Consider the following 4,855-nt stretch of genomic DNA (forward strand, 5'->3'; position numbering starts at 1 on the left):
CACCAGCGCGTCGCGCCGGCGCGGGCCGCCAGCCGACAGCGTGTCCGCGATCAGCCGCGCCTCGCGCAGCGCCTGCGCCACCCGCCCGTCGACGATCCGCGACCGGAACGAGTCGAGGTAGAAGAAGCCGCCCGCCAGCAGCAGCAGCGCGACGATGTTGACCGCCAGGATGCGCCCGGTGAGCGACACCTGGCCCGACCAGCGCAGCGCCAGGTCGCCGGGGTCACTCGTCCGAGAAGCGATAACCCGCTCCATACAGCGTCTCGATCGCGTCGAACCGGGGGTCGACGGCCCGGAACTTGCGGCGCAGGCGCTTGATGTGACTGTCGATCGTGCGGTCATCGACATAGATGTCGTCGCTATAGGCCGCGTCCATCAGCTGGTTGCGCGTGCGCACGATGCCCGGCCGCTGCGCCAGCGTCTCCAGGATCAGGAACTCGGTGACGGTCAGCGTCACCGGCTCGCCGCCCCAGGTGGTGCGATGCCGCGCCGGGTCCATCGTCAGCCGTCCCCGCGCGAGCGGCGCGGCCGCGTCGGCGTGCGCCTCGCCGCCCGGCTGGGTCAGCTCGACCCGACGCAGGATCGCCCGGATCCGCGCCGCCACCAGCCGGGGCGAGAACGGTTTGGCGATATAGTCGTCCGCGCCCGCCGCCAGTCCCTGCGCCTCGTCCAGCTCGTCGTCCTTGCTGGTGAGGAAGATGACCGGAAGCCGGCTCTTCTCGCGCAGCCGCCGCAGCAGTTCCAGCCCGTCCAGGCGCGGCATCTTGATGTCGAACACGGCAAGGTCGGGCGGGTCCGCGGTCAACGCCTTGAGCGCCGTCTCGCCGTCCGAATAGACGCGGGTCAGGAAGCCCTCGGCCTGAAGGTAGACCGACAACGAGGTCAGGATGTTGCGGTCGTCATCGACCAGGGCGACCGTGGCCGTCATCCCCGCGCGCTTAGGCCAAGCCGCCATCGCGCTCAACCGGGGACGATTCCGCGTTTGACCGGGTGTCAAGCGCTGGATAAGCGCCGGGTTTACCGGACAGGGAGACATCGGTTGGCGGACGAGCGCGGCCCCGGGCGGGGCTTGAACGAAGGGCTGGGCGGCGACGTCGTGCGCGCGGAAGCGCGGGTCCACTGGAACCTGGGCACGTCCGCGCTGGTCGAGGCGGCGGTGACGCGCGGCGAGGGGAAGCTCGCCGCCGACGGGCCGCTGGTGGTGGAAACGGGGCCGCATACCGGCCGGTCGGTGCGCGACCGCTATCTGGTGCGCGACGCGGAAACCGAGCAGACCGTCTGGTGGGGCAAGTCCAACCAGGCGATGGACCCGGCGCATTTTGCCGCGCTCAAGGCCGATTTCTTTGCCGCGCTCGGCGACAAGCCGGAGCTGTTCGTCCAGGACCTGCACGGCGGCTCGCAGCCCAGCCACCGCGTCAAGGTGCGCGTGATCAACGAGTTCGCCTGGCACAATCTGTTCATCCGGACGATGCTGGTCCGCCCGAGCGCGACCGAACTGGCGGGGTTCGCGCCCGACTACACGATCATCGACCTGCCCAGCTTCCGCGCCGATCCGGCGCGCCATGGCTGCCGGTCGGAGACGGTGATCGCCGTCAATTTCACCGACAAGCTGATCCTGATCGGCGGCACGCGCTACGGCGGCGAGATGAAGAAGTCGGTGTTCAGCCTGCTCAACTATCTTCTGCCCGCGCACGGCGTGATGCCGATGCATTGTTCGGCGAACATCGGCCCGGCCGGCGACACCGCGGTCTTCTTCGGCCTGTCCGGCACCGGCAAGACGACGCTCAGCGCCGACGCTGCCCGCACGCTGATCGGCGACGACGAACATGGCTGGTCGGACACGGCGGTCTTCAATTTCGAGGGCGGCTGCTACGCCAAGATGATCCGCCTATCGGCCGAGGCCGAGCCCGAGATCTTCGCCACCACCAAGCGCTTTGGCACCGTGCTGGAAAATGTGGTGATGGATCCGAACACGCGCACACTCGATCTCGACGATCCCAGCCTCGCGGAGAACAGCCGCGGCGTCTACCCGATCGACTTCATTCCCAACGCGTCGGCCGACAATCTCGGCCCGGTGCCGCGCAACATGATCTTCCTGACGGCGGACGCCTATGGCGTGATGCCGCCCATCGCGAAACTGACGCCCGATCAGGCGATGTACCATTTCCTGTCCGGCTACACCGCGCGCGTCGCGGGCACGGAGATCGGCGTGGTCGAGCCGGACGCGACCTTCTCCACCTGCTTCGGCGCGCCATTCATGCCGCGCCATCCGTCGGTATACGGCAACCTGCTCAAAGAGCGGATCGCGGCCGGCGGCGTCGATTGCTGGCTGGTCAACACCGGCTGGACCGGTGGCAAGTACGGCGTCGGCCACCGCATGCCGATCAAGGTCACGCGCACGTTGCTGAACGCCGCGCTCGACGGCAGCCTCAACGACGCGCAGTTCCGCGCCGACCCGAATTTCGGCTTCCAAGTCCCCGTCAGCGTGCCGGGCGTCGACGCGCAGATCCTTGATCCGCGTGCGACCTGGATCGACAAGGCGGCCTATGACGCGACGGCGGCCAGACTGGTCGACCAGTTCGTCGAGAACTTCGCGCAGTTTGCCGAGCATGTCGACGAAGGCGTGCGGCAGGCGGCGCCGAAGGTGCCGGAGGCGGCCTGATCGCTTCGTCATCCCGGCCTCGTGCCGGGATTCAATTCGGAACGGGCGTGTTGTTGCGTTATTGAGACCCGCCCGATCGGGGCGTGGATGCCGGAACGAGCCCTTCATCACGGGGTAGCGCTTCCTCCACGACCTCCTTACAGCCCCGACATGGACATCCGCCTCGGCCTGACCTTCGACGACGTCCTGCTCGTTCCCGGCGCCAGCGCGGTACTGCCGACGCAGGCGGACACGCGGACGCGGCTGACGCGCGGCATCGGGCTGTCGATCCCGATCGTGTCGGCGGCGATGGACACCGTCACCGAATCGGCGATGGCGATCGCGATGGCGCAGTTTGGCGGCATCGGCGTGCTCCACCGCAACCTGTCGGTCGCCGAACAGACCGCCGCCGTTCGCCAGGTTAAGCGGTTCGAGAGCGGCATGGTTGTCAACCCGGTCACGATCGCGCCGACCGCGACGCTGGCGCAGGCGCAGGCGCTGATGACGCAGCACCGGATCAGCGGCGTGCCGGTGGTCGAGGCCGATGGCCGCCTCGTCGGCATTCTCACCAACCGCGACGTCCGCTTCGCCGAGAACCCGCGCCAGCCGGTCGCCGAGCTGATGACGCATGACAACCTCGCCACCGTGTCGGTCGAGGTCGGCAAGGAGGATGCGCGCCGGCTGCTGCACGGGCGCCGCATCGAGAAGCTGCTGGTGGTCGACGACGAATATCGCTGCGTCGGCCTCATCACCGTCAAGGACATCGAAAAGGCGGTGACCTACCCGGACGCAACCAAGGACGCCGCCGGCCGGTTGCGCGTCGCCGCCGCCACCACGGTCGGCGACAAGGGGTTCGACCGGACGGAGGCGCTGGTCGACGCCGAATGCGACCTGATCGTCATCGACACCGCGCATGGCCACAACCGCGACGTTGCGGCGGCGGTGGAGCGCGTTAAGAAACTTAGCAACGCCGTCCAGGTGGTCGCGGGCAATGTCGCCACCGCCGAGGCGACCCGCGCGCTGATCGACGCGGGGGCGGACGCGGTCAAGGTCGGCATCGGCCCCGGCTCGATCTGCACCACCCGCGTCGTCGCGGGCGTCGGCGTGCCGCAGCTCACCGCCGTGATGGACTGTGCGGGGGAGGGGCAGCGCCATGGCGTCCCCGTCATCGCCGATGGTGGCCTGCGTACGTCCGGCGATCTCGCCAAGGCGCTGGCGGCGGGGGCATCGACCTGCATGGTCGGCTCGCTGCTCGCCGGCACGGCGGAGGCGCCGGGCGAGACCTTCCTGTACCAGGGTCGCGCCTACAAGGCCTATCGTGGCATGGGCTCGGTCGGCGCGATGGGGCGCGGCTCGGCGGACCGGTATTTCCAGGGCGAGGTCAAGGACCAGCTCAAGCTCGTGCCCGAGGGCATCGAGGGGCAAGTGCCGTTCAAGGGCCCAGCGCACGAGGTCATCCACCAGCTCGTCGGCGGGGTAAAGGCCGCGATGGGCTATACCGGCGCCGCCACCCTGGCGGAGCTGCGCGATCGGGCGCAGTTCATCCGGATCACCGGCGCGGGGCTGCAGGAAAGCCACGTCCACGACGTGACGATCACGCGCGAGGCACCGAACTACCCGACGCGATAACGCGCGAACAGGGTAGCCGCGCGAGACGTACCGAGGGGCCCCGTCATCCCGGCTTCGTGCCGGAATCCATCTCCGGCTGATCCTCCCTTCCCATGACGAGCAAGGCGCTGTCCTACACGCCGCGCCCATGCGAAGGCTGGATGATGTCCGTTCCGTTCAGCCCGCCCATTCGCCTCTCCAACATCAACTTGTCCCCGCGACCCGCTTCACGGAGCCTCAAGATCATCAACTTGTCATGACCCCGCCCGCCCGCACCCAGGCCGCGATCGAGCTGCTCGACGCCGTCATAGCCGCCGCGCGCGATGGTGGTCCGGCCGCCGATACGTTGATCGCGCGCTATTTCGCGACCCGCCGCTATGCCGGGTCGAAGGACCGCCGCGCCGTCCGCGAGCTGGTCTATGCCGCGATCCGCGCCGGTGGCGAACGCCCGGCGAGCGGCCGCGCGGCTGTGCTGTTGCTCGCCGGCCGCGACGACGGGCTCCGCGACAGCTTCGACGGCTCGATGTCCTTGGTGGTCGGCACTCACACTCACTGCCCCACCAGCGACCACCAGGTGTTGCCCGGCGGCACCGCCTACCAATCCGA

At 69.0% G+C, this 4,855-nt stretch carries 5 protein-coding genes; 3 read left to right on the forward strand and 2 right to left on the reverse strand.

Annotated elements, in window-relative coordinates; genetic code table 11:
- The coding region (locus HUU95_RS08455; RefSeq protein ID WP_174279719.1) for a sensor N-terminal transmembrane domain-containing protein at window positions 1-255 on the reverse strand (255 nt) is incomplete at its 3' end.
- Window positions 224-928 (reverse strand): response regulator transcription factor, encoded by a 705-nt coding sequence (locus HUU95_RS08460; protein ID WP_174279720.1) that lies wholly within the window; start codon window positions 926-928, stop codon window positions 224-226. The genes HUU95_RS08460 and HUU95_RS08455, both read right to left, overlap by 32 nt.
- 168 nt (window positions 929-1,096) lie before the next feature.
- On the opposite strand from HUU95_RS08460, the gene HUU95_RS08465 reads away from it, so the two are divergent.
- The 3 genes from HUU95_RS08465 to HUU95_RS14330 form a co-directional block, all read left to right on the forward strand.
- Window positions 1,097-2,662, forward strand: coding sequence for a phosphoenolpyruvate carboxykinase (locus HUU95_RS08465; protein WP_254602695.1), 1,566 nt, complete (start codon window positions 1,097-1,099; stop codon window positions 2,660-2,662).
- Between the two features lie 150 nt (window positions 2,663-2,812).
- Window positions 2,813-4,270 (forward strand): IMP dehydrogenase, encoded by a 1,458-nt coding sequence (guaB, locus tag HUU95_RS08470; RefSeq protein ID WP_174279721.1) that lies wholly within the window; start codon window positions 2,813-2,815, stop codon window positions 4,268-4,270.
- A 235-nt stretch (window positions 4,271-4,505) separates the two neighbouring features.
- Window positions 4,506-4,855 (forward strand): YmdB family metallophosphoesterase (locus tag HUU95_RS14330; protein WP_254602694.1); only part of this gene is annotated, 350 nt, incomplete at its 3' end.

It is taken from the genome of Sphingomonas bacterium (assembly GCF_903643065.1).
Classification (GTDB): Bacteria; Pseudomonadota; Alphaproteobacteria; order Sphingomonadales; family Sphingomonadaceae; genus Sphingomonas.